Source organism: Paracoccus onchidii (assembly GCF_028294535.1).
GTDB lineage: Bacteria > Pseudomonadota > Alphaproteobacteria > Rhodobacterales > Rhodobacteraceae > Paracoccus > Paracoccus onchidii.
Map to the genome: position 1 here is coordinate 1 of NZ_JAQBIE010000024.1, position 22,870 is coordinate 22,870.

At 58.5% G+C, this 22,870-nt stretch carries 41 protein-coding genes; 20 read left to right on the forward strand and 21 right to left on the reverse strand.

The features are described 5' to 3' along the window. Positions 1-187: 187 nt before the first annotated feature. A complete protein-coding gene (locus tag PAF17_RS15805) occupies positions 188-1,462 on the forward strand; it encodes a tyrosine-type recombinase/integrase (RefSeq protein ID WP_271890071.1) in 1,275 nt (424 codons plus the stop codon). Between the two features lie 11 nt (positions 1,463-1,473). Here the strand turns inward: PAF17_RS15805 and PAF17_RS15810 are convergent, their stop codons facing one another. From PAF17_RS15810 to PAF17_RS15905, 20 genes are all read right to left on the reverse strand, one after another. Continuing rightward, positions 1,474-1,869, reverse strand: a complete 396-nt coding sequence (locus PAF17_RS15810) for a hypothetical protein (RefSeq protein ID WP_271890072.1) — start codon at positions 1,867-1,869, stop codon at positions 1,474-1,476. A gap of 241 nt (positions 1,870-2,110) precedes the next feature. Beyond that, the gene (locus tag PAF17_RS15815; RefSeq protein WP_271890073.1) at positions 2,111-2,401 is read right to left on the reverse strand and encodes a hypothetical protein; all 291 of its coding nucleotides are present in this window, start codon (positions 2,399-2,401) and stop codon (positions 2,111-2,113) included. Between the two features lie 20 nt (positions 2,402-2,421). Then, positions 2,422-2,742, reverse strand: coding sequence for a hypothetical protein (locus tag PAF17_RS15820; protein WP_271890075.1), 321 nt, complete (start codon positions 2,740-2,742; stop codon positions 2,422-2,424). A 12-nt stretch (positions 2,743-2,754) separates the two neighbouring features. Beyond that, entirely contained in the window at positions 2,755-3,030 is a 276-nt protein-coding gene (locus PAF17_RS15825) for a hypothetical protein (RefSeq protein WP_271890076.1), read from the reverse strand. A gap of 2 nt (positions 3,031-3,032) precedes the next feature. After that, a complete protein-coding gene (locus tag PAF17_RS15830) occupies positions 3,033-3,731 on the reverse strand; it encodes a hypothetical protein (RefSeq protein ID WP_271890077.1) in 699 nt (232 codons plus the stop codon). Continuing rightward, positions 3,728-3,856, reverse strand: a complete 129-nt coding sequence (locus tag PAF17_RS15835) for a hypothetical protein (protein ID WP_271890078.1) — start codon at positions 3,854-3,856, stop codon at positions 3,728-3,730. The genes PAF17_RS15830 and PAF17_RS15835 overlap by 4 nt, the downstream gene beginning before the upstream one ends. Next, entirely contained in the window at positions 3,856-4,074 is a 219-nt protein-coding gene (locus tag PAF17_RS15840; RefSeq protein WP_271890079.1) for a hypothetical protein, read from the reverse strand. Before PAF17_RS15840 ends, PAF17_RS15835 begins: the two co-directional genes overlap by 1 nt. After that, complete coding sequence (locus tag PAF17_RS15845) at positions 4,071-4,361, reverse strand: hypothetical protein (RefSeq protein WP_271890080.1); 291 nt, start codon at positions 4,359-4,361, stop codon at positions 4,071-4,073. The genes PAF17_RS15840 and PAF17_RS15845 overlap by 4 nt, the downstream gene beginning before the upstream one ends. Then, positions 4,354-4,605 carry a hypothetical protein gene (locus tag PAF17_RS15850; RefSeq protein WP_271890081.1) on the reverse strand — a complete coding sequence of 84 codons (252 nt, stop codon included), beginning with the start codon at positions 4,603-4,605 and terminating at the stop codon, positions 4,354-4,356. The genes PAF17_RS15845 and PAF17_RS15850 overlap by 8 nt, the downstream gene beginning before the upstream one ends. Next, positions 4,598-4,810 (reverse strand): hypothetical protein, encoded by a 213-nt coding sequence (locus tag PAF17_RS15855; protein ID WP_271890082.1) that lies wholly within the window; start codon positions 4,808-4,810, stop codon positions 4,598-4,600. The genes PAF17_RS15850 and PAF17_RS15855 overlap by 8 nt, the downstream gene beginning before the upstream one ends. Then, positions 4,810-5,007, reverse strand: a complete 198-nt coding sequence (locus tag PAF17_RS15860) for a hypothetical protein (protein WP_271890083.1) — start codon at positions 5,005-5,007, stop codon at positions 4,810-4,812. Before PAF17_RS15860 ends, PAF17_RS15855 begins: the two co-directional genes overlap by 1 nt. Beyond that, entirely contained in the window at positions 5,004-5,387 is a 384-nt protein-coding gene (locus tag PAF17_RS15865) for a VVA0879 family protein (RefSeq protein ID WP_271890084.1), read from the reverse strand. Before PAF17_RS15865 ends, PAF17_RS15860 begins: the two co-directional genes overlap by 4 nt. Continuing rightward, a complete protein-coding gene (locus PAF17_RS15870) occupies positions 5,387-5,635 on the reverse strand; it encodes a DUF2312 domain-containing protein (protein WP_271890085.1) in 249 nt (82 codons plus the stop codon). Before PAF17_RS15870 ends, PAF17_RS15865 begins: the two co-directional genes overlap by 1 nt. 81 nt (positions 5,636-5,716) lie before the next feature. Continuing rightward, entirely contained in the window at positions 5,717-6,757 is a 1,041-nt protein-coding gene (locus PAF17_RS15875) for a hypothetical protein (RefSeq protein ID WP_271890086.1), read from the reverse strand. Next, positions 6,757-7,521, reverse strand: a complete 765-nt coding sequence (locus tag PAF17_RS15880; RefSeq protein WP_271890087.1) for a hypothetical protein — start codon at positions 7,519-7,521, stop codon at positions 6,757-6,759. Before PAF17_RS15880 ends, PAF17_RS15875 begins: the two co-directional genes overlap by 1 nt. Before the next feature lie 14 nt (positions 7,522-7,535). After that, positions 7,536-7,916, reverse strand: coding sequence for a hypothetical protein (locus tag PAF17_RS15885; protein WP_271890088.1), 381 nt, complete (start codon positions 7,914-7,916; stop codon positions 7,536-7,538). Positions 7,917-8,013: 97 nt separating this feature from the next. After that, positions 8,014-8,160 carry a hypothetical protein gene (locus tag PAF17_RS15890; RefSeq protein WP_271890089.1) on the reverse strand — a complete coding sequence of 49 codons (147 nt, stop codon included), beginning with the start codon at positions 8,158-8,160 and terminating at the stop codon, positions 8,014-8,016. After that, the gene (locus PAF17_RS15895) at positions 8,157-8,510 is read right to left on the reverse strand and encodes a hypothetical protein (protein WP_271890090.1); all 354 of its coding nucleotides are present in this window, start codon (positions 8,508-8,510) and stop codon (positions 8,157-8,159) included. Before PAF17_RS15895 ends, PAF17_RS15890 begins: the two co-directional genes overlap by 4 nt. 379 nt (positions 8,511-8,889) lie before the next feature. Continuing rightward, positions 8,890-9,045: a hypothetical protein gene (locus PAF17_RS15900; RefSeq protein WP_271890091.1), complete on the reverse strand. Its 156-nt coding sequence runs from the start codon at positions 9,043-9,045 to the stop codon at positions 8,890-8,892. After that, a complete protein-coding gene (locus tag PAF17_RS15905; RefSeq protein ID WP_271890092.1) occupies positions 9,042-9,680 on the reverse strand; it encodes a LexA family transcriptional regulator in 639 nt (212 codons plus the stop codon). The genes PAF17_RS15900 and PAF17_RS15905 overlap by 4 nt, the downstream gene beginning before the upstream one ends. A 145-nt stretch (positions 9,681-9,825) precedes the next feature. Here PAF17_RS15905 and PAF17_RS15910 point away from each other — a divergent pair, with 145 nt between their 5' ends. The 16 genes from PAF17_RS15910 (at position 9,826) to PAF17_RS15985 (ending at position 18,501) form a co-directional block, all read left to right on the forward strand. Next, complete coding sequence (locus PAF17_RS15910; RefSeq protein WP_271890093.1) at positions 9,826-10,044, forward strand: hypothetical protein; 219 nt, start codon at positions 9,826-9,828, stop codon at positions 10,042-10,044. Between the two features lie 244 nt (positions 10,045-10,288). Then, on the forward strand, positions 10,289-10,660 hold the full coding sequence (locus tag PAF17_RS15915) for a hypothetical protein (RefSeq protein ID WP_271890094.1): 372 nt from the start codon (positions 10,289-10,291) through the stop codon (positions 10,658-10,660). A 202-nt stretch (positions 10,661-10,862) separates the two neighbouring features. Then, positions 10,863-12,437 (forward strand): DNA cytosine methyltransferase, encoded by a 1,575-nt coding sequence (locus tag PAF17_RS15920; RefSeq protein WP_271890095.1) that lies wholly within the window; start codon positions 10,863-10,865, stop codon positions 12,435-12,437. Next, positions 12,434-12,628: a hypothetical protein gene (locus tag PAF17_RS15925; protein WP_271890096.1), complete on the forward strand. Its 195-nt coding sequence runs from the start codon at positions 12,434-12,436 to the stop codon at positions 12,626-12,628. The genes PAF17_RS15920 and PAF17_RS15925 overlap by 4 nt, the downstream gene beginning before the upstream one ends. Then, a complete protein-coding gene (locus PAF17_RS15930) occupies positions 12,625-13,596 on the forward strand; it encodes a phosphoadenosine phosphosulfate reductase family protein (protein ID WP_271890097.1) in 972 nt (323 codons plus the stop codon). Before PAF17_RS15925 ends, PAF17_RS15930 begins: the two co-directional genes overlap by 4 nt. After that, positions 13,593-14,144: an MT-A70 family methyltransferase gene (locus tag PAF17_RS15935; protein ID WP_271890098.1), complete on the forward strand. Its 552-nt coding sequence runs from the start codon at positions 13,593-13,595 to the stop codon at positions 14,142-14,144. The genes PAF17_RS15930 and PAF17_RS15935 overlap by 4 nt, the downstream gene beginning before the upstream one ends. Continuing rightward, positions 14,141-14,440: a hypothetical protein gene (locus PAF17_RS15940; protein ID WP_271890099.1), complete on the forward strand. Its 300-nt coding sequence runs from the start codon at positions 14,141-14,143 to the stop codon at positions 14,438-14,440. The genes PAF17_RS15935 and PAF17_RS15940 overlap by 4 nt, the downstream gene beginning before the upstream one ends. Beyond that, positions 14,437-14,910 carry a DUF1064 domain-containing protein gene (locus PAF17_RS15945; RefSeq protein WP_271890100.1) on the forward strand — a complete coding sequence of 158 codons (474 nt, stop codon included), beginning with the start codon at positions 14,437-14,439 and terminating at the stop codon, positions 14,908-14,910. Before PAF17_RS15940 ends, PAF17_RS15945 begins: the two co-directional genes overlap by 4 nt. Beyond that, positions 14,907-15,236: a hypothetical protein gene (locus PAF17_RS15950; protein ID WP_271890101.1), complete on the forward strand. Its 330-nt coding sequence runs from the start codon at positions 14,907-14,909 to the stop codon at positions 15,234-15,236. The genes PAF17_RS15945 and PAF17_RS15950 overlap by 4 nt, the downstream gene beginning before the upstream one ends. Beyond that, complete coding sequence (locus tag PAF17_RS15955) at positions 15,236-16,051, forward strand: hypothetical protein (protein ID WP_271890102.1); 816 nt, start codon at positions 15,236-15,238, stop codon at positions 16,049-16,051. Before PAF17_RS15950 ends, PAF17_RS15955 begins: the two co-directional genes overlap by 1 nt. Before the next feature lie 10 nt (positions 16,052-16,061). After that, positions 16,062-16,415: a hypothetical protein gene (locus PAF17_RS15960; RefSeq protein WP_271890103.1), complete on the forward strand. Its 354-nt coding sequence runs from the start codon at positions 16,062-16,064 to the stop codon at positions 16,413-16,415. After that, complete coding sequence (locus PAF17_RS15965) at positions 16,412-16,708, forward strand: helix-turn-helix domain-containing protein (RefSeq protein ID WP_271890104.1); 297 nt, start codon at positions 16,412-16,414, stop codon at positions 16,706-16,708. The genes PAF17_RS15960 and PAF17_RS15965 overlap by 4 nt, the downstream gene beginning before the upstream one ends. After that, positions 16,696-16,923 (forward strand): helix-turn-helix domain-containing protein, encoded by a 228-nt coding sequence (locus PAF17_RS15970; protein WP_271890105.1) that lies wholly within the window; start codon positions 16,696-16,698, stop codon positions 16,921-16,923. The genes PAF17_RS15965 and PAF17_RS15970 overlap by 13 nt, the downstream gene beginning before the upstream one ends. A 120-nt stretch (positions 16,924-17,043) precedes the next feature. Further along, positions 17,044-17,682 (forward strand): terminase small subunit, encoded by a 639-nt coding sequence (locus PAF17_RS15975; protein ID WP_271890106.1) that lies wholly within the window; start codon positions 17,044-17,046, stop codon positions 17,680-17,682. Further along, on the forward strand, positions 17,672-18,319 hold the full coding sequence (locus PAF17_RS15980) for a hypothetical protein (protein WP_271890107.1): 648 nt from the start codon (positions 17,672-17,674) through the stop codon (positions 18,317-18,319). The genes PAF17_RS15975 and PAF17_RS15980 overlap by 11 nt, the downstream gene beginning before the upstream one ends. Beyond that, entirely contained in the window at positions 18,319-18,501 is a 183-nt protein-coding gene (locus PAF17_RS15985; protein ID WP_271890108.1) for a hypothetical protein, read from the forward strand. The genes PAF17_RS15980 and PAF17_RS15985 overlap by 1 nt, the downstream gene beginning before the upstream one ends. Before the next feature lie 105 nt (positions 18,502-18,606). On the opposite strand, the gene PAF17_RS15990 is transcribed toward PAF17_RS15985, so the two are convergent. Further along, positions 18,607-18,792, reverse strand: coding sequence for a hypothetical protein (locus PAF17_RS15990; protein ID WP_271890109.1), 186 nt, complete (start codon positions 18,790-18,792; stop codon positions 18,607-18,609). Positions 18,793-18,870: 78 nt separating this feature from the next. On the opposite strand from PAF17_RS15990, the gene PAF17_RS15995 reads away from it, so the two are divergent. The 3 genes from PAF17_RS15995 (at position 18,871) to PAF17_RS16005 (ending at position 22,869) form a co-directional block, all read left to right on the forward strand. Next, positions 18,871-20,115: a hypothetical protein gene (locus PAF17_RS15995; RefSeq protein ID WP_271890110.1), complete on the forward strand. Its 1,245-nt coding sequence runs from the start codon at positions 18,871-18,873 to the stop codon at positions 20,113-20,115. After that, positions 20,112-20,612 carry a hypothetical protein gene (locus PAF17_RS16000; protein WP_271890111.1) on the forward strand — a complete coding sequence of 167 codons (501 nt, stop codon included), beginning with the start codon at positions 20,112-20,114 and terminating at the stop codon, positions 20,610-20,612. Before PAF17_RS15995 ends, PAF17_RS16000 begins: the two co-directional genes overlap by 4 nt. A 64-nt stretch (positions 20,613-20,676) precedes the next feature. Beyond that, positions 20,677-22,869, forward strand: a complete 2,193-nt coding sequence (locus PAF17_RS16005) for a portal protein (protein ID WP_271890112.1) — start codon at positions 20,677-20,679, stop codon at positions 22,867-22,869. Position 22,870 lies beyond the last annotated feature (1 nt).

Here is a 22,870-nt window from a genome sequence, read left to right on the forward strand (position 1 = left end):
AGTGGCGGAGCGAGAGGGCGTCATAACAGAACACCTAAAAACCAATTTCACCCAACATATGCTGGACTTTCCCACATTCACCCCCCGAAATCAATGGCATTTCCGCCACACAGGTTCACATTCAGGTTCACATTTGGGACCACAATAAATGTTGCCGAATCCATCGTTTTCGGGGCATCAGATTAGCATGAAAAAGCCAAAGATCATCATGCGGAACGGCCTGTGGTATATCAGGCGCCGCGTCCCGTCCCGATATGAGCATGTAGAACGGCGCAGCATCGTGCAGATATGCCTGTTCACGGACAGCAAGGAAATGGCCGAACACAAGGCCGCGCAGGTTTGGACGGAAATGCTTGAGGCATGGGAGGCCAAGCTAGAGGGAAAGATTGCACTTTCCACCGAGCGAATGGCCGCGGCGCGAAATCTGGCGCAACGTCTTGGCTATCGCTACATGTCGGCAGATGATGTTGCCCATTTGCCGACGAACGAACTGATTGAACGCATCGAGGCTGTCGTTGATGGAAAAGGTCGCATTGACCACCAGGAAGCCGAGGCGCTTCTTGGTGGGGTGAGCAAGCCGACAATCTATGTATCTGAGTCGCTGGACGAATTTTACAGGGTCGAGGCTGGCCGGCTTGTCGGGAAAAGCCCCGATCAAATGCGCAGGCACAGGGCCCCGCGGCTGAAAGCGATCAAGAACTTCATATCAGTCATCGGTGATCGTCCTATCCACGAAATCACCACGCGCGACATGTTCGATTTTCGCGCCTGGTGGCTGGAAAGGATTGCCGCGGGCGAAGTCACGAAGAATAGCGCGAACAAGGATTTCAGCTATCTTCTGGCCATGTGGCGGGCCTGCGCGCGGGCGCACGATCTGGAACTGCCGTTCAAGACAGACGGTCTGGCCTTCCCCGAAGGCAAGCAAGCAACCCGCCCACCCTTCTCTGTCAAGTGGATCAAGGACAAGCTGCTTTATCCCGGCGCACTGAACGGGCTGAACCTGCAAGCCAGAACCATCCTCATGGTGATGATAAACACCGGCGCCAGACCGTCAGAAATAGCCGCGCTGTCCGAAGAAAGGATCGTCCTCGATGCACCGATACCGTTCATCAGGATCGCTGCGGAAGGCAGGACGCTGAAATCTGAATATGCCGATCGGGACATTCCGCTTGTCGGAGTCAGCCTGGACGCGATCAAGAAATGCAAGAAGGGCTTTCCGACATATGCGGATAGCCCTGTTCTTTCAGATACGGTCAACAAGTTCTTGAAGGAAAACGGGCTTCGCGAAACGCCCGGCCATAGTCTCTACAGCCTTCGACACAGCTTCGAGTCTAGGATGATGAAGGCCGACTTTCCCGAGCGGCTAAAGGCCGATCTGATGGGGCACAGGCTCAAGCGCGAGAGATATGGCGAACTTGAACTTGCGCATGTGCGGGACTGGCTTCTGAAAATCGCAATATAGGCCGATCAAGGTTATCTGGACGGCTCGGCGGCGCGGTTCATGATGTCGTCAAAGGCCAGCTGATCTATGATGATCACCCGGCTCCAATCCTCGTAGTAGGTGACGCAGGTCTGCTTCTTGTTCCATGCGGTAATGAAGGCCACCAATTCGTCGGCATCAACGACCTGATCTGCTGCCGCCTCGTGCATGTCGTCTGTCGCGTTTTCCAGAAGGTTCACCGGGTCGATCTTGAGGGGGCGGCATGTGCAGGGATGGCAGTATGCGGGGACCGGCTCGCCGGCGTCATGGCAGGATTCGATCATCGCGCCGATGTCAGTAGAGTATCCCTCGCCCCATTCCCCGTTGCACTTCGCGCTGACTGGGCCCTTGTATTCCGTCGCGTCAATGACCGTGGCCTTGGCCAGCATCTTGCGCTCACGACATGGCGCGCAAGCGGTCCAGCTTGTGTCGAGTTCAGTGCCGCATGCGCAGAAGCGCGGCTTGCAGCATTCCTCTGCGGTGCGACGGGCGGCGGCGTGGGATATGTCGTCGCGCGCGGCGTAGACCTTGGGAGAGTATGCTTTCCCGCATTTTCCGCAAGCGTATAGCTTCGGATCGCTCTCGCCTTTGAATGTGAGTTCTCGGACTTCCATAGGTGTCTCCCGGCGGTTAACTGGATTGTTCGGCCAGCATGGTTTCAAGTTCGGCAATCCGCCGGCGGAGGCGGCGCTGCATGTTCCAGCTCGCCTTCTGTTCATCGAGCCGCCGGTCTCGCGCTTCGCAGAGCCGCTGAACCTGTCGCTCGGCCTCTGCGCGGCCGCGTTCTGCCGCTTCGATCCGGCTCTCTGGCACAGTGCAGGTGCAGGCGTATGATCCGTAGACGGCGCCGCCGCAGCACATTGGGATGAGAATTTCTTCGCCGTCCTCGTCCTTGAGCCAATGGCAGCGGTCTGGTGTCACAGTGGCCTCCTTGGGGTTTTTTAGGACTGTTCGCTGTCGAACAGGTCTGGTTCGTAAAACTCGCAGACCAATTCGGCAGTGTTCGGGTCGAATGTGACGGACTTGTAATGTGCGACGTTGTGACCAGCGCGGGCGATTGCCGCGAGGTTTTTGCCGATTATTTGCCCGCGCAGGGAGTTTGCCTCCGCGCCGATAGTTGCAATGGCCAGTGCCACGCCGGGGGTCTGGCGCAGCCCGTCTGGCAAGTTTTCCAGCTGCTCGTGGGCGTCCATCATTCCACTCGCGTGGGCCATGTGGAACAGGTGCTTTGGATCTTCGATTTTTACTCTGACTTCGTTCATGGGGTTTTCCTCTCAGGTTCGTTGGGGCTTATTTTCGTCAAAAAGCGGCAATGGCTCCGAGACAGATGCCGCGCGAATAGCCTGCGCTTTCGTCCGTGGCACATATCCGTAGCGCACCAGGTAATCCCGCCGTGCTGATTGCCATGCCTTCTGCGGCCAACTCATTGTGCGCCACGATGATGGGCAGGCATCGGCAATAACCTTTTTCCGTTCGGACAGCGTGGCGTCATCAGGCAGGCAAGCAGTAGCCTGACGGATGATTTCGGCGGCTTCGGCTTTCCATGTCACAGCTATTCCCCCTTCTGTGCGAGGGCGCGGCGATCCTTGGCGGCGTCAATTGCCTCCTGCCGTGTGGCGAAGTGAAGGAACTCGTCATCATCGCTTTCAGGGTCAAGAACTGGCGCGATGAATCCATGTCTAACTGGACCGGTATAACTGCTTGCAATTTCGCAGACACAGTACTGACCGACCATCGCGCGGTTCATTGCCTCATCTGGGCTGTCTCCGCAGTCGTCCGGGTCCATTGTTCGCCAGAACCAATCGGCGTTATCGAACATATCCGCCGCCTCTCTGACCGGATCGGCCTGCGGGGTGGGGGATAGGGCGCGGATGGCTTCACGGGTGGCAATTTTAGCGTGACGAACGCCAGCAGAAAATTCTGTTTGATGCTCAGGAACGGGGCCAACTGAGCAAGTCTGCATAGCCGCTTCGATCCCCTGCGCGAATGTGCCAGCCTGCGCCGCCTCATATTCCGGCTGCGACATTGCTGCTTCCATCACCGCGATTTCGGCGCGGGCAGCGTCACGTTCGGCAACCGCCATTTCCAGCTTGGTCCCGAGTCCATCCAGCCTGCGAAGTTCATGCTTTATCTGTGCCGCAAGCTGCATGTTGAACGGTCGCGTTCCGCTCTGCACCTGATCCAGCGCCCGAGCCAGACGTTCAGCCTTGCTAAGTTCAGACGCGGGGTATCTCATTTTTGCCGCCATCACCGCCCCTCCACATGTGCTTGCGCCTCGGCGTCCAGCGGCTTTTGCAACAGCGCCAGTATGTCCCGCTGCTGAAATGCCGCCTTGGCCCGTGGCAGATCGACGATAACCTCGTTCTTCCGTTCCATCATTGCGCCCTCGCTTGCCTGCGCTGTTCGGCCAGCATCCGTGCCTTGGAAAGCGGATCTTTCACGGCGCTGGCGCGGGCTTTCGTCAGTTCTTCTTCGATCCGCTCAAACACCGGAATAAGCTCGGGGTTCTCGGCAACGCATTCAGCCACGATTGCCTCGCACCGCTCCAAACGCTTGATGTGCGCGGGCGACGGGTGAAAGCCTGGCGTCATCATATCAGTGGCTCCGTTTGCGCCATGTCCTCGATCCGGTCGAGAACCGTGGCAAGTGTTCCTGAAATCACCGTTCGGCCGCGCGCCTCAAACTCGCCGTTGTGAAGGCGCGTCAGGGTCCATCCGTGATAGGCGCCGAGCAAGAAGATCGCGGAGTCTATCTGGTCCTTGACTTCGGCCTCGTCGGCGGCAATGCCGCCAATCGAGTTTTCATCATCCGACCAATAAAACGGGCTCGACAGCATGTCGTATTGACGGATCGAAATGCCGCGATGCTTTGACCTACGCATCGGCCCTGACCTCCTGGAAGATCCCGTATTCCCGATCTGCCTGGTTCTCCTTGATCCGGTCCAGTGCCGCTTTCGCGGACGCGTAGTCGGGGTGTTCGAAGGGAAAGCGGGACGGCCTGATGCGGCCGCTATCGGGATGCCGGCTGAACACGAAGAAACCGCCCCCGATCTTTTCATTCGGGCGAACAAGGGACGGATCTACAAACAGGTCCGTTCGTTTCTTGGCTTGATTTCGTTCAGACATTGTATTTCACCCGCTTCTTGTCTGCATATTCTCTGCTCATAACCGCCGTGAGCATCGGTTTGATTTCTCCCCTGTCGGGGATTTCGACCTCGGATTTATCCAGCCATTGAGAGTTGTAATTCTTGTCCTGCGTGACCAACCATCCGGTGTCTGTTTCATTCAGCAACCGAACCGGAACGCGGATCATTTCATTCTGGGTTTCCATCACATCAGCCCCTTATCTACGGCCAGCCACTCAGGCAGTGTTATTTCCCCGACGCCCCTGTGAAGTTCCCCAACCTCGATTTGAGACAAGGGTAGCCATTCGGCGCTTTCACGGTCGCCGTCAGTGCTGAACAGAATGGCCCGGTCGGTGCGGGCGTGGACCTGACCGCGAAGGTCGATGATTTCGCTGCGGCTCATGCTGCACCCACGTTTTCGGCAAACGCTCTGGCATGGCCTTGTGCCTGTTCGGGAGTGGCCAATTCAAATCGCGGGTGCTTGGTGCCGGATTCGTCCACGACTTCCAGCTTGTGAAGGCTGAACAGACCGCCGAGGGTCCAGTTGCATGGCTTTCCATCGGGTTCTTTGCGAGGCGCCCCAGCTTTGGTCCACCGACCGAAGCAAGAGAAGCCAAGGAACCGTTCCACGGATTCGAAATCCAGTCCTGCACCGGCCGCGATCAGATCGCGGGCACTCTGCACAGTGCCGCACATAGGGCAGATCATGGCTAAATCAGCGCGATCCTCAACGCCCTGCGCTTTCAGTTCTGCATGATATTCGGGGATCGTGAGGGTTTTCATCACGCCATCCCCAGCGCTTCGAGATACATCTGCTCGATCGCTTCTTCTTCCGCGATGTCGTCGCGGTCGCGCTTGCGCCGGGCGATGATCCGCCGCATGACCTTGGTATCGTAGCCACGCGCCTTGGCTTCGGCCATGATCTCCTTTTGGCGATCGGTGATGTCTTTCTTCTCAGCTTCCAGCTGCTCGAACTGCTCGATGAATTGACGCAGTTCGCCGGCTGCAACGCTGTAACTTTGTTCAGTCATGGGTATCTCCTGTAAAAAGGCGGGGGCTTTATTCACCCCCGCCAGGTGCCGCACGGGGACATTTCACGCGCGGGGGAAGGGTCAGCCGTCGCGCTTGGCGGCGAAACTTTTGAAATCTTCGATCATGGCCGCGTGTTCGTCGGCGTCCTGCGACCGGATCGCGTCAAGCTGCGCATCGAACATTTCCAACGCCTCATCGAGCGGCGTCCCTTCGGCCAGCAATTCGCGGATGCTGGTGTCGATCATCTTGATTTGCTCGGACAGCGACGGGGTGAACATGCTGCCCTGCCCGGCATCATCGACCTTCTTCTTGTTCCGCGATGGGCGTTGTTCCTGCGGGGTGTTGTCGGTGTGATCTGCCGCACGTTGCTGGCGCTTTTCCTCCTTCGCGGGCTGGGCATCATGTTTTGACTGTTCCGGCTGGTCATCCTCGACCGTTTCGGCGTCCTCAATCATGGATCCTTCTTGGTCGTCCGCCTCCTGATCGCCCGAAAGGTCGCGTGCAACATCGCGCGCGTGGGTCGGGGTCACGTCCCGCATCCCGTCAGTTTCGACCTCGATACCGAGCGGAATCCCGATCATCACCTCGGGGCAATACATGCGGATCAGCGCGGCGGCGCTGCGATAGCGCAGCATCGTTTCCGGGATGGACTTGTATTTGGTGTTCCGGGTCCAGCCTTCGGCTTTTGCCATTTCCATGTCGGCGGTCATCTGGACGCGCTTGCCGGTGCCTTTCATCACGGCATAGGCGGTGGCGGAAAGCTTGTCGGCAGTGCCGGTCACATCCCAATCAATCGGATCTTTGAAAACCCCGTGAAGGTTCGCCTTGGCGATCATGTAGGTGGTGTTCCAGCCGGGGCGGCCGCCAACAAAGTAGATGTTCTGGGCGACTGTGAGGGGATCTTCGCGCAGGCGCACGGCCATGTTCATCACCAGAACGCCATTGGCGATATTCTGGGCTTCCGAACCCTTGCGCAGATGCTCGGGAAACAGCGGCGAAAGAGCCAACATCTTGCCGACACGCTGCATCTGGTCAAACTGCTGGGGGTCCATCAGAGCCAGCGTCGTGCCTGCCCCGGTTGCTGCTGAGGTCGGGCGAATTGCAGTGGAATGCGCGGTCATTATGCGATGCTCCGGTTTTCAATGAAGTTGACGCCGTTGATTTCCGTGGGGCCGTCCTTGCGGCGACGGGCGGCAGAGGCCAGACGCTCCATTTCGGCAATCAATGGCTCGCGGCTGTCGGGATCAGCCAGCAAGAACCCGAAGGCACGGCGTGCGTTGCTGTCCCCGTCGATCTTCGCGGTGTAGCTGACGCGCTCAGCCATTGTGCGCCCGCCGCCAGACGCGCTGGACACGTTGACCTTTGCATCCTTGGCAGCCGCCTTGCTGGCCTTCTTGGCGGATTTCTGGGCTTCTTCTGCGCGGGCAAGGGCGATTGCGTCGTCAGCTTCTTCCGCCTCTTTGCGGAGTCGCTCTGCCTCGGCTTCTTTGCGGCGGGCTTCTTCGCGCTCGCGCGCTTTCTGCCGTTCGGCTTCGACCCGCTTGGCCTCGACAAATACGCCGAGCATCTGCTTCAATGTGGTGCCTATCTCAGTCAGCGGAACAGTGAGGGCCTTGAACGCGCTGTCAACAGCAGCGCCGGCCTCCAGATGGGGCTGCTTGGCCTTCTTGCGATGGTCCTCAATTTGCTTGTGCGCCTGCCGGGCTTGCGACAGAAAGTCGTTCAGCTTCTCGGCATTTTCTTCGGTTTCGATCGCGCCAAGCGCCAACCATGCCTTGCCGGCTTCGCTGAGTTCGCGGACGCGGGTTTCCAGATCCGCGACAACCTGCGGGTCGTAGGGCGGGGGCGCGTTGTGCCCCATTCCTGCCATTGCTTGATCGTCCATGTCGTGTCCTCCGATTAAGGTCTGATTGCGGCCAACTGGCCGAGGTCGATTTTGGTATGGGTGTCGGCCATTGCTGGGATCGACTGACGGGCCCCGGTCAGAGCGTCGTATTCTTCGGCGCTGATCGGGCGGCAGTAGGTCCAGACTTCGAGCGGGTCGCAGGGATGTGCGTTGCAGATCGCCAGATAGGTTTCGGGTGCCGTAAGTTCGCCCGTGATCGGATCTATTTCTTGATCCATCCAGATTTCGACCGGAACGAATGGCCCGTCTTTGACCATCCGACGCTTGTAAAAACCGGGCTGTGGATCGTCCTCGATGCGCGCCACGCGCTCACCGGAGACGGAACGGCGCCAGAATGAATATTGATCCTCGGCGCTGGTAGGTTGGCGGATCATAGCGCCACCCCGGGCGAACCCGTCCATGCATCCAAAACCAAAAAGGCGGTTGCCAGAAATGCCGCCAGCATTGCGGCGCAGATTGCGGCGTCTCGTATCATTGCGGCACCCCATCAATGATTGCGTCGACCTGGCGGGCGATCTTTGCCAGCGCCTCGGCGTTTTCGTCATTGGCCTTCACGGCGGCGCGGGCTGCGCGATAGGCGGCGTTGTTCAGGTCGATAAGCAATTGCTGGAGGCTCATTGCGCGGCCTCCTTTATCTCGGCGGCCGCGATCTGACAGGCTGTCGAATAAATTGCCTCAAGCTTGGCGTATTCCCCACGCAGACGCTCAATCTCGTCCTGCTGTTCGATCACCTGACGTGCTAGGCTGGGGGCAAGGGCGATCAGGCGGGCATCCGCCTCGGACAAACACCACCGTTCTTCTTTGTGGTTATCCTTGTGTCCCGTCCAGTATCCGACGACACCATGCTGGTCGCTGTAGTGATACCAGTCGAAGCCGTAGATCGGGTCTTCATCGCTGTTCTTCTTGCGAGCCTTCCACTCACCCGGCGTTGCCGCATCCAGCAGCTTTTGCAGTTCATCGACGTTCATTGCGCGGCCTCCACGGCTGCGGCGCATTCCTGCGCGGTGTAGCCGTCACAAACGGTCGGACGCTCAAGATGTGAGCCAAAGGAGTTCGCAATCTGGATTGTCAGAAATGTCCAAAAACCAATCAGGAAAGGGACGCCCAAACAGGCAATGGACAACCATACCAATGACTTGAATTTTAGATCGTCTGGGACGTGCGGTTCAGCATACTTTCGGCTGCTTGTGTGCATAATCTGCATTCCTTCGCATCGAATCTATGCGATCACTATGCATTTATGCATCTCAACCTGTCAATGCAGAAATGCACATTAGAAAAAAATCATGCATTGGCATAAAAAAACCCCGCAAAAGCGGGGCTTTAAGTGCAGTTCTTGCTCTATCGTCAGGTCATAAGCATAAGGATTCCCAATCCTCCGACTCCATATGCCACCCAGCCGAGAACCTTCTTGGCGTCGTCGCTCATTTCAAGGTCATCGCCCTTCTGGGACAAGAACCAGGCGAGAGATGCGCCGGCCAATGTCAGCACGATCCCCGTCATACTTTACGTCCGATCCAGAGGACGCGACCAAGCACATCAAGATCACTCGCAGCTGAGTTTACCGCGCTGTATTCGGTATTGTCCGACCGGACGTTCACCTGTCCCGGCACACCTCCCCGACCAATCCGCTTGATATGTATAGCCGTATTATACCGGATCGCGAAAAGCCCGTCGAAATCAAGATTCTTCTGACCTTGATCGACCAGAACCTGATCACCTTCCAGCAAAGTCGGCTTCATGGAATCGCCCACAACAGGGACGATCACAAGCATTTCTGCCGGGGAATCGGTAATCTGACTAAGTAATGAAGGGGAAAAGGACACAGCAGCTTCCTTGGTGGTTGACGGGTCACCATCGGCGTAAATCCGCCCAGCATGGGCGTCAATGGACCTTATTAGTATCTGATCTTCCCCCACCATTTGCACCACTGTCGTGTCGCCTGGGAACGGAATCCCGCTAACCTCCCTGATCTTTTCAAGAGTTCGCCGGGAAATCGAATAAGGATGATCCCCTTTCGCGTTCAAGGGGCGGGTCAGCGTCGTGCTTGATACACCGGCCCGTGCCGCTAACTCCGTAGCGCTGATGCGGTGCTTCAATAGCACATCGCGAACATAGTCTATCGCCCAATCTGTCATTGCAGCCACTCGTTTCCATTAATTACCACTTCTCATCTGCAAAAAATCATACCGCACAGCGCGGCCCTTCTTAATGTGCAGTTATGCATTGACATGACAAGTGCGCATCTGCATATCTTTTTGTGCAGGTATGCAGGAGCATGGCATGATTTTTTCAAACATTGACCAATACAAGCAGCGTCGTGCCGAGATTGAATCAAGAATCTCGGAAGCCGGGATCACAGAAGAACACTTCTTGAAAGAATCCGGCATCAACAGAACGACATGGCAACGATGGGGCCACGGCAAGTTCATGCCTCGCATGGACAAATGGATGGGGGTCGAAGCCGCGTTTTCACGGTTGATCCAGGAGCGCAAGCAATGACGAGCCTGAAAACCAAGGCCGTCGCCTTCCTGATCTGGCGCGATTGCCAAGACCATGGATGGGACCGGACCACATCGGAGATTGCGAAGGAAATCGGTGAAACAACCCAACGCGTTCGGGCGGTCCTGAAAGCTAAAGGGTGGTCGAACCGAGTCCGATCATCAAAGCCGGATTGCTCTATCGTCCCGGTCTACAACCATGAAATCGCCAGCATCTGCCAATCCGTCGCGCATGGGGTGGGCAGATGATCGATAAAGATGACCTTCGGGCCGAATGGGTCAAAGGAACCGCATCAAAGACCCTCGCTGAAAAATATGGCGTCACCTATCGCGCGGTGAACAGCGCCGCGAAAAAGATGGGACTTCCAGGCAGGGCCCATGCGTCTCAATTGAACAGGCGCGAAAATATGCGTCAGGCGCCGCGTGAGCGGGACGAAAAGTTGCTTCGGGCCTTGTTCTTGAGAAACCGTGGCCTGACGCTCAAGCAAATCGAACAGCGTGTAAGGGTTCCCGTCGCATCTTTGAGTGTCGAACTTCTCGACATTCGTAAAGCCGACATCCGCGAGAGCGGAGAACCAAAAAACGCAGTCTTGTCAAGTTATTGGAGTCAGAAATGACCCAGGACAGGAAGATTGCGCCGTCAACATCATCTCACAACATACTCAAGTATTCCCGCGTCAGTGGCGGGTCGGTGAAGGCCGCAGCCTCCATGCTGCCACGTGATGCCGCAATCGAGTTGGCGGCGGAATGCAACCGCCGCGGATGCTGCATGGCCGTTGCGCTGGTCGACAATTGGGCAAAGCACCACGGGAGCAAGGAATGAGATACCTTTCCGTGTGCAGCGGCATCGAGGCCGCAACGCAGGCTTTCCATCCGCTCGGATGGTCGCCCGTCGCCTTCTCCGAGATCGAGAAGTTCCCCAGCGCAGTTCTGGCGCACCATTATCCGCATGTCCCGAATTGGGGCGACATGACAAAATTCGAGGAATGGCCGGATGAACCAGTTGACCTTCTTTGCGGAGGAACCCCCTGCCAGTCATTCAGCGTTGCCGGATTGCGCGCAGGACTGGCTGATCCTCGCGGAAACCTCATGCTCACCTTTGGTGCCATTGCAGCAAAGTATCGGCCCCGCTGGCTGGTTTGGGAGAACGTCCCCGGCGTCCTGTCATCTAACAGCGGACGAGATTTTGGAACCTTCCTCGGGATGCTGGGGCAACTCGGGTATGGGACCGCCTACCGCGTTCTTGACGCTCAACACGTCAGAACACTGCGCTTCCCATTCGCTGTCCCGCAACGCCGGCGTCGTGTGTGGGTTGTCGCATATCTTGGAGACTGGCGCCGTGCCGCAGCGGTTCTTTTTGACCGCGAAAGCCTGTCAGGGCATTCTGCGCCGCGCCGCGAAACGGGGGAAATCTCTGCCGCGACTCTTGCGGCAAGCACTGGTGGCTGTAGCGGAAAGGACGCCGCTGATCGGAGACTGATCGCCGCGCGCATGGTCGCGTTTGGCGAATACGAGGCCGATGATACCGCCTCGACCGTGAAGGCGCGAGACTACAAGGACGCAACCGATCTGGTGGCACATAGCCTGCGCGGTGAGGGTTTCGACGCATCCGAGGACGGGACAGGGCGCGGAACGCCCATCGTGCCGGTGGCTTTCGTCCAGAACACGCGCGACGAAGTGCGCCTGATGGGCGGTGACGGGCAGATCGTGGGCGCACTTGCCGCAGAAACCGGCGCGAAACAGCAATGCTACGTCGCCACGCAGGCTATCGCGATCCAAGAACGCGCAGTCTGCGAAAACCCGAACGCGGGGCCTGATGGAAAGGGCTATCGTGAGGATGGTGCAGCCTACACGCTGGAATCTCGAACAGTGCCGCAGGCGGTGGCTTTCGACTGCCTGGCGGGTGGGGAAACTGGTTTCTCGATCGGTGATATTCCCGGTGCGCTCCATGGGGGCGGCAAGAGCGGTGGGCGCGCCGCCGTGGCTTTCGATATGCGTGGCCGCGAAGGCGGTGCCATGCCGGAAGGGCCGCACGATACGGTCAGCGTTCGCGCTGCTTCCGGTGGATCTAGCCGCAGTTACGTCGCGCTTCCTTGGGCGGTGCGCCGACTGACGCCGCGGGAGTGTGAGCGACTGCAAGGCTTCCCCGATGATTTCACGCTGATTCCGAATTGGGCTGCTCGGGCATCACGCGAGGATCTTGAGCAAACGGCCCGCTGGATTTGGACCGACGACAACCAAGCCAACGGTATGACGTGGGATGATGCCATGAAACTGGCGCGTCACCCTGACGGCCCGCGATACAAGGCTCTCGGCAACAGCTGGGCGGTCAACTGCGCGGAATGGATCGCGGAGCGTATCGCGATGGTCGATGCGATGGAGGGCGCGGCATGACCCCGCATGAGCAATCCATCGCATTTGTGCGCGCGGCGCGTGGCGCGTCTCGCACACTCCCCGAAATAGCTGACGCGGCCGGCCTGACGCTCGATCAGGCGCGCGAGGTGCTGGCGCGCGGCGTCCAGGCAAAGCGGCTGCGCGTCAATGACAGCGATCGGCAGAACATCATCATTGAGGTGATTTCGTGACCCATCACATCGTCAATATCAGCGGCGGCAAAGACTCGACGGCCTGCTACCTTCTGGCGCTGCAATCTGGCCGGCCTTTCCGGGCGGTCATGGCCGATACCGGCAACGAACATCAGATCACGATGGATTACGCGCAGAGTCTTGCGGCGAAAACTGGCGGACCAGATGTTGAGGTTTTCCGCGCGGATTTTTCAGATCGGATCGCGAAGAAGCGGCGATATGTGGCAGAGAAATGGACGCTAAAGGGGGTTCCTGACGCGACGATCGAGCGCGCACTCGCAGTGCTGCAACCGACCGGCAATCCGTTCCTTGATCTGTGCATCTGGAAGGGGCGTTTCCCATCCCGCCGCGCTCAATTCTGCACTGAGTTTCTGAAATCCGAGGCGATCCAGCAGCAGGTTGTTGATCCGGCGCTGCGCTCCGCCCCTGCGGTCCAGTGGTTGGGCGTTCGACGTGACGAAAGTATCGCCCGTCGCAATGCGCCCATGTGGCAGACGGTCAGAACGCCTGGTCAGCATGTCATGCGGTTTTATCGACCGCTGATCCACTGGACGGCTGAGAATGTGTTTTCTTTCGCCGCGCATCACGGGGTCGATCCCAACCCGCTCTATCTGGAGGGCATGGGCCGCGTCGGGTGCTTCCCGTGCATCAACGCAAGTAAAGCCGAACTGCGCGCCATTGGTCGCCGGTATCCCGAGGCATTCGAGCGCATCGAGGAATGGGAGGCGATCGTGGCGGATGCCAGCAAGAGAGGTGCTGCCACCTTCTTCGCGGCTGATGTGACGCCAGAGGGCGCGAGAATGGCGCGGCGCGGCATCACAGGGGCGCGCGGCGGTCCTCAATATCCGCGCGCCAAGCAGGTGGCGGCATGGGCGCAAACGGATCGCGGCGGGCGTCAGCATAGCTGGCTGATCGACGCCGAGGATGACGGGGTTTCCTGCACTTCACAGTATGGGCTTTGCGAATGATCGACCTTCCAGAAATAGACGGCGGCTGGCAGGTGATCTACGCAGATCCACCTTGGCGCTTTGCCAGCAACAGCGCCAGCAACCCAGGGCGGAACGCACGTCGACATTACGACTGCATGACGGTCGATGAAATTGCCGCTTTGCCGGTCAAGGACGTGGCCGCGCCCGCCGCATTGCTTCTGATGTGGGTGACGGTGCCTTTCGCGCACCGCGCCGACGAGGTGGTCAGGGCATGGGGCTTCCGCACCAAGTCGCAGCTGGTCTGGCCCAAGCAGCGGATCGCAACGGGATATTGGGCGCGCAATCAGCACGAACCCCTAATCATTGCCACGCGAGGCCGATTCCCCTGCCCGCGCCCCGCGCTGTTTCCGACCAGCATCATCCCCGGCGCGCAGCGCGAACACAGTCGCAAACCGGAATGGGTGCCGGATCAGGTCGACACCCGTTTGCCGGGCCTTCGCAAGCTGGAAATGTTCGCGCGCCGGCAGCGCGCGGGCTGGTCCGTGTGGGGAAACCAGACAGACAAATTCGAGAAGGTTGGGGAATGAGTGCGACCACGCATTTCAAGGAGCGCGTTGCGCAGCGCATCGGACCCGATGTTTGCGGTCAGGCTCTTGCAGATCGTCTGGTTAAGGCCGTGGCCGAAGGTGATGAAAAATTCGCCCGCTTCGCCTGCCGGTCGAGAAACGGGCCCGTCTACCGCATCGAGGTCGAGGACAAGGGCACGTTCTACGTCGCCATGAACCGGCTGAAGAACACAGCAATCACGATCCTGCCGGCAGGCGGGACACTGGCCCGCAAAAAGGGCCGGAGAAAAAAGAAACTGCGAGGCACGAAGAAATGACGATCCGCATGACAGCGGCGCAGTTGCAAAACATGCAAGCGCCCAAGAAAGGCAGGAAGCGCGTCCAGAACGCCCAGCCGATCGAGGTTGACGGGCATAAGTTCGACAGCAAGGGCGAGGCGCGCCGCTGGATGGTCCTGAAAGCCCTGGAAAACACCGGCCAGATAACTGAACTGCGCAGGCAGGTATCCATCACCCTGCAAGGCATGAATGGCCCGATCCTGACCCCTTCCGGCAGGCCGATGACGTGCCGGCTGGACTATACCTATATCGACGGCAAGGGGCGGCAGGTGTTCGAGGATTTCAAGGGACACCAGACCGATGAGTCCGTCCTGAAATACGCCATTCTCGCCGCCCAGGGCGTCAAGGTCAGCGTGGTCAAGAAGCCCGGCACCGCGTCGGGACGATGGACCGAGAACGATTACACGGCCTTGCACCGCCGAATTGTCGGCAAGGAGGTGAAGGTATGAGCGAACATTTCACCCTTGAGCGTCACCAGGTTCCTGAACCGCCGCATGAATCCGCGCTCTGGCCGGACTGGCTGCGCTGGCTTGTGGTCGTAATGAACCCTGACGATCCGCAGTTGCATTTTGCAGCGTCACTCCTATCGCACGCCCTGAAAACCGGATCTCTGAGCCAGAAACAGGCGGCCGCAGGAAACAGGATGTTAAACCGCGTTTTTGCGTCCTTTCAGGAGGGTGATCTTCTTTGCCTGAAAACCGATTGCGCTGGGGGGGATGTTGTTTCGTTCACCCCGCACATCGTGGTGGATAACACACAAGAGGACTCACGCTGATGGCGGGCACGGTAAACATATCCCGTGACCTCTGGCACGACGAGGCATTCGCTAAGGAGCCATTCTCGGAGCGCGAGGCATGGATCTGGATGATCTGTGAGGCATCTTGGAAGTCACGCAGGCGCCGCGTCGGTGATTTCGTGGTGGACCTCAAGAGGGGCGAATTGTCCGCTTCGGTGCGCTTCATGGCCGACATATTCGGCTGGCATCGCAGCAAAGTTCACCGGTTTCTTCAAAGGCTTACAAAACTCGAACTTATCGCGATCAAAACCGAGACAGGTGTGAACGTCATAAGTATCTGTAAATACAATGAATATCAGAATGGGCGAGACACGTCCGAGACAGATTCGAGACAGGACCGAGACAGGACCGAGACAAAACAGAAGAAGGGAGAAAGAAGGGAGAAAGAAGGGAGTGATGATGATGACGCCCCCGACCTCGAAATTCGTGAGCGTGTTCTCTCTGCGATGGGCGTCCGTCCTGATGGAGTCATCGGGCCGTCGAAATTCATCGGCGGCACCGGGGACATGTCCGAACTTCGCCGCTGGCTCGACCTTCCGAACCTGACCCCGGACGTGATCTGCGCCGAGGTTGCCAGGATCACGGCCAGAAAGCGCGATGGCCCGCCAAGTTCTTTCACCTACTTCACCGAAGCCATGCGCCGCCTGAGCGGCCAGCTTTCCGCACCCGCCCTGAAACCGATCGAGGGAACCCGACATGACCAGCAACCTGCCCGTGACCGCCGCGCATCTGCCGCCGACGACGCCTTTGTGCGCGTCATCAATGCGGCCGCAGGAACGATCCGACCATCGTAAGAAAATCGCGGTGATCGTGGATATTGAACTCGACGGCTATTTCCGCCCCGACATGGGCGAAGGGCGACGGTCGATGATCCTGGCGCGCTGGTGCGATGAACTTGAGGATTGGCCCGTCGACGCGATCCGCGCAGCCATGGCGAAATGGTGCAGGGATTTTCCACGCATCCGCCCGAACTATGGCGACATTCTCGGCCTGCTGCGCGCCGCATGGGGTGAGCGCAACGCCCACAAGGTCCGCGAGGCACTGTCCAAGGTCGAACAGCACAAAGGCATGAGCCGCGAGGATCACGAACGCATCAGCGCGGAAATGGCCGACAAGCTGGCCTCTTTCGTCAACCGTGTTCCGAAGGTGCAGGAATGAACGCCCATCTGACAGACACCGACATGCGGGCCCTGACAGAACAGGGGGCGGCATGGTCCGAGATCCGCAGCATAGCCGGAGAAGCCGCACGTGTCGCAGGAATGACCCTGGCACGTGTCACCGGCCCTGACAGGTCGGCGCAGGTGGTGCGTGTGCGTGACGTGATCGCCTATCGCGCCCATGCCAATGGCCACAGCTACAGCGAAATCAGCCGCGCCCTCGGGCGCGATCAATCAACGATCAAGGCAAGCATTCGACGCGAAAAAAGCCGGAGGCAGGAATGGACCAAGTAAAACCCGCGAAAACAATCCTCGGACCGTTCATCCGGCGAGGCAATCCAGTCGAGTTGACAGAAATGGATTATGCCAACCGCGCAAAACTGGACAAAATGAAGGCGCGGCAGACACTCACCAAGCTGGCCCAAATGGGGATGATAGATCGCGGGCAAGTCGAAGGCGGTCGCGTTTACACCCTCACAGACAAGGGCCGAAAGACCTACGACGCATGACATAAACCCGCCCTTCGGGGCGGTTTTTTAATGCCGAGCGCAGGGACTAGCGCATAAGGGCTGGTATATGCAAAAATGCATCCTGAATGTGCATCAATGCATAACCGAGATTAACCCGCCATGGCAAAGACAACACCAAAACAGACAGACTTTAGCAAGCCGCTGGATGATGACCGGCGCGAAGCATTTTGCCATGCCTACCTGCAAACATACGAACTGCGCGAGTCCGCTGTGCGCGCTGGATACTCGGAAAAGGCGGCAAAGGTCACCGGCTGCAACATCTACAAGCGTCCAGACGTGCAAGGCCGTATTGCCTACCTCAAGGAGCAGCTGACCGAGCGCATCAACATCCAGTCTGATGACGTGCTGCGCGAATGGGTCCACATGGCCACCGCCAACATCTCTGATGTGATGGATTGGGGGATGGAGCCCGCGACCGATGATGACGGAAACCCGATCCTGTTCAACGGTGTCCAGGTCGAGCGTCCCTTTGTCACCATCAAGGACAGCAAGAAACTTGCCCGCCACATCAAGGCCGGAATCGCTGAAATCACCCTGACCGACAAAGGGTCGTTCAAGGTCAAGATGCACGACAAGAACAAGCCGCTCGAAAGCATGGCCCGCTATCTCGGCATGTTCAAAGAGGACAACGAGCAGGCCGGCGCCGCCGCGGCTGGGACCGTCGCCGCGCTGATCGCCAGCGTCCAAGGCACCCCATTACCAATCTCAACACGTCAGGAGGACGACGATGAAGAATGAAGATAAAGGCGCTTTCAAGGTGAGCATGTCCTTGCGCGAAGGCAGCGACGAAGTTGATACAAGAGAACTGTCATCGTCAATCACGTTCGACGGCACCGGCATCAGCATCGAATACGATATGCGCCACCAGGGTTACATCGGCGCGTTTCTGCATGAGGCGCGGAAAATGCTGCCCGAAGCCCTCGATGCCGTCGCGCGAAATCGGATGGTCGATGAAATCACTTCTTCGGTGACGCTTTCGGTGCCGGAAATCAAGATCGCTACCGGCCAAGGGCCAATGATCGGCGCCGGAAATCAAAATCGCTACCGGTCAGGGGTTGATGAAAAGCCGCAGGAACCGGAGCCCGAAACAGCGCGCGGTATAGATTTGAATAGCCCGCATCAACGGCTGAAATCCAATATCTTGGATACACTGCTCATGGGTTCCTACTGTCGCGATGGCGAGATTGAGCGCGTGGCCGACAAGATTGTGAAAATGGTCGACGGGGATTGCTTGAAAGCAATTCTGAACCTCCATGAGATCTTCCGAGAACGCCCGTATCTATTCAAGGTCTATTCAAACCCTCACCCTGTTCATGCGGGTGTTTATCTTGAAATCGCAAAGATGCAGCTTCGCCAGCTTCGGGTTCTTCTTTGATGCCGCGCAAGAATGCACGGCCGCAGGCCAAGAAGGCGCAAAAGCAGAAGCTGGCGCGCATCGAGGCCAAGAAGGTGCCGGTTCATGATCGGCACCCCAAGAAGGTCATCGCACTTGCGCATGGCAATTCCCGTGCAGGGCTTATCGCGCGGCTGATGGGCCACCTTCTAGGGGCACGGTAATGCATGAGCGCGCCGCCCATCAAAGTCCGATCAAAGCCGGCCCCTGCCCCGCAAACCCCCGCGGAGTGGGAGGAACGGCTATCGGACCCGTGGTGGCGCCTCACATCAGGCGTTCTCTACAAGATCATGGTCAAAGGCGATCCAGACGATCCAGCGGCTTCGTCTGTCATGCCATTCCTGCCAAACGTCAACCAGATCCGGTTCTTGACGGGGATGCACGATCGAAACGTGATCCTGAAAGCCAGGCAGCTTGGGTTCACCACCGCCGCCAGCATCATCGCACTGGATCATGCCCTGTTCGTTCCGAACCAGCGTTGCGGCATCATCGCGCACGAACTGGACGTTGCAGCCGAAATCCTGCGCGACAAGGTGAAATTCGCCTATACCAACATGCCGCCAGAACTGCGCGATTCAATGCCGCTTCTGAGGGAGTCGGCAAAGGAATTGCTCTTTGCTCACAACAACAGCGCAATCAGGGTCGCGACCTCGATGCGTGGCGGCACTATCCACCGTCTGCACATATCAGAAATGGGCAAAATCGCCCGAAAATATCCGGCAAAGGCCACCGAGATTGTGACCGGTGCCCTTCCAGCCGTGCCGGCCAACGGCGTGGCGACGATCGAAAGCACAGCAGAAGGGACGGAAGGCGAGTTCTTCGACATTGCACAAAGGGCGGAGAACATGGCTAAGGCAGGCGTCAAGGCCGGCCCCGGCCAATTCAAGTTCCATTTCTTCCCGTGGTTCATGGACCCCGGCTATGTCGCGAACCCGCGCAAGGTGAAGATCAGCGCGAAGCAACATGAGTATTTCGACAAGCTGGAAATCGAGGTCGATCAGCCCATCAGCATGAGGCAACGCGCCTGGTATGTGCTCAAGATGGAAAACGACTTTTCCGGCGATCAGCAAAAGATGTTCCAGGAGATGCCAAGCACTCCCAAGGAAGCATGGTCGCGCAGCACAGAAGGCACATACCTGACGCCCCAGCTTGACCTTGCGCGCCGGCAGGGACGCATCGGCAATGTGCCATACATGCCAGGCCTGCCGGTTCACACGTTTTGGGACATTGGCGCAGGCGATGGCACCGGCATCTGGCTCATGCAGCAGCATGGGCTTGCCTCGCGCTTCATTCGATACATCGAGGATTGGGGAAAGGGATATTCCCATTACGTCAATGAACTGCGTCGAACCGGATTCGTGTTCGGCCAGATGTATCTGCCCCATGACGCGACACAGACACGCCAGCTGGAAACAAAGATCGGCGCACCGCTCGACATGCTGCAAGACCTCGCCCCCGACTGGTCTTGGCAGATCGTGCCGCGCGTTCACGATTTTCAGGCTGGCATAGAGATCCTGCGCAACCGGTTCTCGGAGGCGTGGATAGACGAGGAAGGATGCAAGGAAGGAATCCAGCACCTCAGCCTCTATCGAAAGAAGTTCAACACCCGCCTTGGTCAATTCATTGACGAACCGGAAAAGCAGGACGGTCATTCCGAAGCGGCGGATGCAATCCGCCAGTGGGCACAGGGCTTCACCCCGTCACTCATTCCCGCAACGGGCGGGAACAGGCGCAGCGGCGGGCGCAAAAGAACTCGCTCAACAGGAATGACCGCATGACAAGCAATTCTATCAGCGTGAGCCGCAGGCCCGTCCTTGATCTGGAACTGCGCGACTTTGAAACGACAATCAACGGAATCCATGTGATCGGCACCTGGTTCATGGACGAGGAAACGCGGCGCAGCCAGCCATGCCTTGTCCTGATGGACGCGACACGCCGCACCAAGCGCGGCCGCGTCATCCCTTGCGTCATCACGCTCGATCAGGCTTGGCGATGGGCCCCCGACATTGGAGAACCCGAACACTGCTGGCCGATCATCCGCGACTGGATCAAACGCGGCGCCCTCCCCGGCAGCGCGGCGAACGATCGCGACCTGTGGGCGGTTCTCGGCGCTGTTCATTCCCGACTGCGCGACATGATGATGATGCCCCCGATACCCGCGAAAGGGGCGATCAAGCACAAATCGTCACCGGAAACCCCTTTCGGCATGGTCACGATCCGCAACGACAGCACCGGCAAGGTGCTGCATCAGGCAGAGGTGACGGGCCATGTTTGAGAGTGATTTCAGCGGCAGGCTTATCATGCCAAAGGGACAGTCTTTCCGGCGCCCCGGAGAGGTCATGTTCAAGGCAGACGGCGCGGCCGCGCAGATCGCCCGTGATCGGGCCGAGGGTCGCACCAGCCAAAGGATGACGCACCCGCTCGATAGCGAACCGGCAATCGCATTGCACAGGCGATTGCTTGCGATCTATCGGTTTGAATTGGAGCGCCAGCTTTCCAACCGCCTCGAAATGGCGACTGATGAAGATTTCTATGACCATATCCAATGGTCAGCCGAGGAAATCAGCGAACTGAACAACCGTGGCCAGTATCCCCTGGTCATGAACCTGATCCAGACAACCGTGAATTGGGTTCTCGGGACGCAGCGCAGATCGTTGCAGGACTACAAGATCCTGCCGAGACGAAAGGACGGGCTGGAGTCAGCCGAACGCAAATCCGAACTTCTGCGCCACCTGCGCGACGAGAATTACGAAGAACAGAAGATCGCCATGGCGTTCACCGATGCCGTCAAGGCTGGCATTGGCTGGCTGGAAACAGGACAAGGTGATCCGGCAGACGGCCCTATCGTGTTCTCTGGCTCGGAGTCCTGGCGCAACATGCTTTGGGACAGCCGCGGCACCGAAGGCTTTGATACCGAAAAGGGCCGATACATCATCCGCTCAAAATGGCTCGACGCGGACACAGGCGCCGCGATGTGGCCGGATCGGCAAGCCCTGATCGAGCAATCGCGCGAACACCTGATGATCGCATCAGGGACAAGCGATTATGGCGACGAGCCCATGGATTCGATCGAGGATGACAGCGAAAGTCACGCCAGCATCGTCACCGCAGGCGGCAGCAGCTTGCGCGACCGTATCCGCGTCATGGAAGTATGGTTCAAAAAGCCTACCATGGTGCCGGTCATGTCGGGCGGCGACTTCTCGCGCGAACTGTTTGACGAATACAGCCAAGGCCATTGGCACGACCTGAAACGCGGCGCGGCAACGCTGGTTCTGCGACCCCGACAGGTCATGAACGTGGCGCTGATGACCGAACGCGGCCTGTTGTCGGTCCAGCAATCGCCATACCGGCACAACCGTTTCCCGTTCACAGCGGTATGGGGCTATCGCCGCGCGCGTGACGGGATGCCCTACGGCCTGATCCGTGGCCTTCGGGGCCCGCAGAAAGACCTGAACAAGCGCGCGTCCAAGGCGCTGCACCACCTTTCAACCAATCGCGTCTATGTCGAGGAAGGCGCGGTCGATGATATTGAGGAACTGCGCGACGAGGCCAACCGGCCGGATTCCGTCATCGTCAGCAAGGCGGGACGCAAGGAACCAAGGATCGAGAACAACACCGAAGTCGCGCAGGCGCACATGGAACTCATGTCGATCGACGCGCAGATGATCCAGCAAGTTGGTGGCGTCACCGACGAGAACCTTGGCCGAAAGACCAATGCCAGCAGCGGCAAGGCCATTGTCGCGCGTCAGGACCAGGGCGCGCTGGCCACGTCCCATTTCTTCGACAATCTGCGCGTGTCCCTGATCCAGCATGGCGAAAAGAAGCTGGTCAACATCGAGCAGTTTTATACCGAAGAACAGCAATTCAGGATCACGGACAGCAGGGGAAACCCGAAATACATCACGATCAACGACCCGTCAGGGCGCAATTCTATCGACGTGTTCAAGGCTGATTTCGTCATCACCGAAGAAGATTGGCGGGCGACGACACGTCAGGCGCAGGCGGAAACCCTGGTCGACCTTCTCAGCCAGCTTGCACCAACCTCCCCCGAGGTTGTCATGGCTGTTCTCGATCTTGTCGTTGAATCGCTCGACGTGCCGAAGCGCGATGAAATGGTGAAGCGGGTCCGTCAGATCACCGGCCAGGCCGATCCCGACGAAGATCCGAACAACCCCAGCCCCGAAACCATCGCAATGCAGGAACAGAAGGCCGAGCAGGCCGACATGCAGAAGCGCGCCGCAGATGCCGAACTGCGCGAGAAGGAGGCCAAGGCATCAAAGAGCGAAGCCGAGGCAAAGCAGATCAGTTTCGATCTACGCGGCGCACCGCTCAAGCACCTGAAAGACGCGATCGACGCAGCCATGCAGATCGCGGGTGCGCCTGCCGTTGGCCAAGCCGTCGACCAGTTGATGCAGCGCGCAAAGGCCGAAGCCGATGCCGACCTGATGAACGAACAACCGCAGCAGGACGGGATGCAAATGCCGTCGCCCGCCATGGGCAGCACCCCGCCGCAGCAACAGCAAATCATGTGAA

Excerpts from the sequence above, each read along its gene's own strand:
- PAF17_RS16005 (WP_271890112.1), top strand. The coding sequence starts at position 20,677 with ATGTTCAAGGCAGACGGCGCGGCCGCGCAGATCGCCCGTGATCGGGCC.
- PAF17_RS15860 (WP_271890083.1), bottom strand. The coding sequence starts at position 5,007 with ATGAGCCGCAGCGAAATCATCGACCTTCGCGGTCAGGTCCACGCCCGC.
- PAF17_RS15990 (WP_271890109.1), bottom strand. The coding sequence starts at position 18,792 with ATGATCCAGTGCGATGATGCTGGCGGCGGTGGTGAACCCAAGCTGCCT.
- PAF17_RS15985 (WP_271890108.1), top strand. The coding sequence starts at position 18,319 with ATGCCGCGCAAGAATGCACGGCCGCAGGCCAAGAAGGCGCAAAAGCAG.
- PAF17_RS15935 (WP_271890098.1), top strand. The coding sequence starts at position 13,593 with ATGATCGACCTTCCAGAAATAGACGGCGGCTGGCAGGTGATCTACGCA.
- PAF17_RS15950 (WP_271890101.1), top strand. The coding sequence starts at position 14,907 with ATGAGCGAACATTTCACCCTTGAGCGTCACCAGGTTCCTGAACCGCCG.
- PAF17_RS15925 (WP_271890096.1), top strand. The coding sequence starts at position 12,434 with ATGACCCCGCATGAGCAATCCATCGCATTTGTGCGCGCGGCGCGTGGC.
- PAF17_RS15945 (WP_271890100.1), top strand. The coding sequence starts at position 14,437 with ATGACGATCCGCATGACAGCGGCGCAGTTGCAAAACATGCAAGCGCCC.
- PAF17_RS15835 (WP_271890078.1), bottom strand. The coding sequence starts at position 3,856 with ATGGAACGGAAGAACGAGGTTATCGTCGATCTGCCACGGGCCAAGGCG.
- PAF17_RS15900 (WP_271890091.1), bottom strand. The coding sequence starts at position 9,045 with ATGACGGGGATCGTGCTGACATTGGCCGGCGCATCTCTCGCCTGGTTC.
- PAF17_RS15845 (WP_271890080.1), bottom strand. The coding sequence starts at position 4,361 with ATGCGTAGGTCAAAGCATCGCGGCATTTCGATCCGTCAATACGACATG.
- PAF17_RS15820 (WP_271890075.1), bottom strand. The coding sequence starts at position 2,742 with ATGAACGAAGTCAGAGTAAAAATCGAAGATCCAAAGCACCTGTTCCAC.
- PAF17_RS15875 (WP_271890086.1), bottom strand. The coding sequence starts at position 6,757 with ATGACCGCGCATTCCACTGCAATTCGCCCGACCTCAGCAGCAACCGGG.
- PAF17_RS15940 (WP_271890099.1), top strand. The coding sequence starts at position 14,141 with ATGAGTGCGACCACGCATTTCAAGGAGCGCGTTGCGCAGCGCATCGGA.
- PAF17_RS15810 (WP_271890072.1), bottom strand. The coding sequence starts at position 1,869 with ATGCTGGCCAAGGCCACGGTCATTGACGCGACGGAATACAAGGGCCCA.
- PAF17_RS15910 (WP_271890093.1), top strand. The coding sequence starts at position 9,826 with ATGATTTTTTCAAACATTGACCAATACAAGCAGCGTCGTGCCGAGATT.
- PAF17_RS15805 (WP_271890071.1), top strand. The coding sequence starts at position 188 with ATGAAAAAGCCAAAGATCATCATGCGGAACGGCCTGTGGTATATCAGG.
- PAF17_RS15890 (WP_271890089.1), bottom strand. The coding sequence starts at position 8,160 with ATGAGCCTCCAGCAATTGCTTATCGACCTGAACAACGCCGCCTATCGC.
- PAF17_RS15855 (WP_271890082.1), bottom strand. The coding sequence starts at position 4,810 with ATGGAAACCCAGAATGAAATGATCCGCGTTCCGGTTCGGTTGCTGAAT.
- PAF17_RS15955 (WP_271890102.1), top strand. The coding sequence starts at position 15,236 with ATGGCGGGCACGGTAAACATATCCCGTGACCTCTGGCACGACGAGGCA.
- PAF17_RS15920 (WP_271890095.1), top strand. The coding sequence starts at position 10,863 with ATGAGATACCTTTCCGTGTGCAGCGGCATCGAGGCCGCAACGCAGGCT.
- PAF17_RS15865 (WP_271890084.1), bottom strand. The coding sequence starts at position 5,387 with ATGAAAACCCTCACGATCCCCGAATATCATGCAGAACTGAAAGCGCAG.
- PAF17_RS15965 (WP_271890104.1), top strand. The coding sequence starts at position 16,412 with ATGAACGCCCATCTGACAGACACCGACATGCGGGCCCTGACAGAACAG.
- PAF17_RS15840 (WP_271890079.1), bottom strand. The coding sequence starts at position 4,074 with ATGATGACGCCAGGCTTTCACCCGTCGCCCGCGCACATCAAGCGTTTG.
- PAF17_RS15880 (WP_271890087.1), bottom strand. The coding sequence starts at position 7,521 with ATGGACGATCAAGCAATGGCAGGAATGGGGCACAACGCGCCCCCGCCC.
- PAF17_RS15915 (WP_271890094.1), top strand. The coding sequence starts at position 10,289 with ATGATCGATAAAGATGACCTTCGGGCCGAATGGGTCAAAGGAACCGCA.
- PAF17_RS15895 (WP_271890090.1), bottom strand. The coding sequence starts at position 8,510 with ATGAACGTCGATGAACTGCAAAAGCTGCTGGATGCGGCAACGCCGGGT.
- PAF17_RS16000 (WP_271890111.1), top strand. The coding sequence starts at position 20,112 with ATGACAAGCAATTCTATCAGCGTGAGCCGCAGGCCCGTCCTTGATCTG.
- PAF17_RS15975 (WP_271890106.1), top strand. The coding sequence starts at position 17,044 with ATGGCAAAGACAACACCAAAACAGACAGACTTTAGCAAGCCGCTGGAT.
- PAF17_RS15980 (WP_271890107.1), top strand. The coding sequence starts at position 17,672 with ATGAAGAATGAAGATAAAGGCGCTTTCAAGGTGAGCATGTCCTTGCGC.
- PAF17_RS15905 (WP_271890092.1), bottom strand. The coding sequence starts at position 9,680 with ATGACAGATTGGGCGATAGACTATGTTCGCGATGTGCTATTGAAGCAC.
- PAF17_RS15850 (WP_271890081.1), bottom strand. The coding sequence starts at position 4,605 with ATGTCTGAACGAAATCAAGCCAAGAAACGAACGGACCTGTTTGTAGAT.
- PAF17_RS15970 (WP_271890105.1), top strand. The coding sequence starts at position 16,696 with ATGGACCAAGTAAAACCCGCGAAAACAATCCTCGGACCGTTCATCCGG.
- PAF17_RS15870 (WP_271890085.1), bottom strand. The coding sequence starts at position 5,635 with ATGACTGAACAAAGTTACAGCGTTGCAGCCGGCGAACTGCGTCAATTC.
- PAF17_RS15885 (WP_271890088.1), bottom strand. The coding sequence starts at position 7,916 with ATGATCCGCCAACCTACCAGCGCCGAGGATCAATATTCATTCTGGCGC.